Raw genomic sequence first — 687 nt, forward strand, 5'->3', positions numbered from 1 at the left:
GGATGACGCTGCCGTGCAGGCCGTCGTCGTGCGCGGCGCGACATTGGAAGGCAAGGGCGTGGCCTTCTGCGCCGGCGGCGACATCCGCTTCTTCCACCAGGCGGCGCTGGCCGGCAACCCCGAGCTGGAAGACTTCTTCACCGAGGAATACGCACTCAACCACCTGATCCACAGCTACCCGAAGCCGTACGTCGCGCTGATGGACGGCATCGTGATGGGCGGCGGCATGGGGATCTCGCAGGGCGCGTCGCTGCGCGTGGTGACCGAGCGCACGAAGATGGCGATGCCGGAGACGCACATCGGGCTGTTCCCGGATGTGGGCGGCGGCTGGTTCCTGGCGCGCTGCTCGGGGCGGCTGGGGGAATACCTGGCGCTGACGGGGCAGATTCTTGGTGCGGGCGATGCGATTGCGTGCGGGCTGGCGGATGTGTGTGTTCCCAGTGGGGACCTGTCGGCATTGGTCGAGGCGCTGGTGGATCAGCCGCATGAGAACGCGGCACAACTCCACGCCGCGGTGCGAGCGCGGGCGGTGGCCCCGGCTGCGACGACGGTACTGGATCGCGCGGAGATCGACCGGCACTTCGCGGCCGAGTCGCTGATCGGCATCGTCGAATCGCTGCGCGGCGACGGCAGCGACTGGGCACAGGCCACGCTCGCGACGCTGGCCAAGCGCTCGCCGTTGATGAT

Annotated in this window: 1 protein-coding gene; it reads left to right on the forward strand. The window is 69.0% G+C overall.

Annotated elements, in window-relative coordinates:
* A partial coding sequence (locus AC1D01_RS37515; RefSeq protein ID WP_477875008.1) for a 3-hydroxyisobutyryl-CoA hydrolase occupies nucleotides 1-687 on the forward strand: 687 nt, incomplete at both ends.

This window comes from Rhizobacter sp. P3_B12 (genome assembly GCF_056402895.1).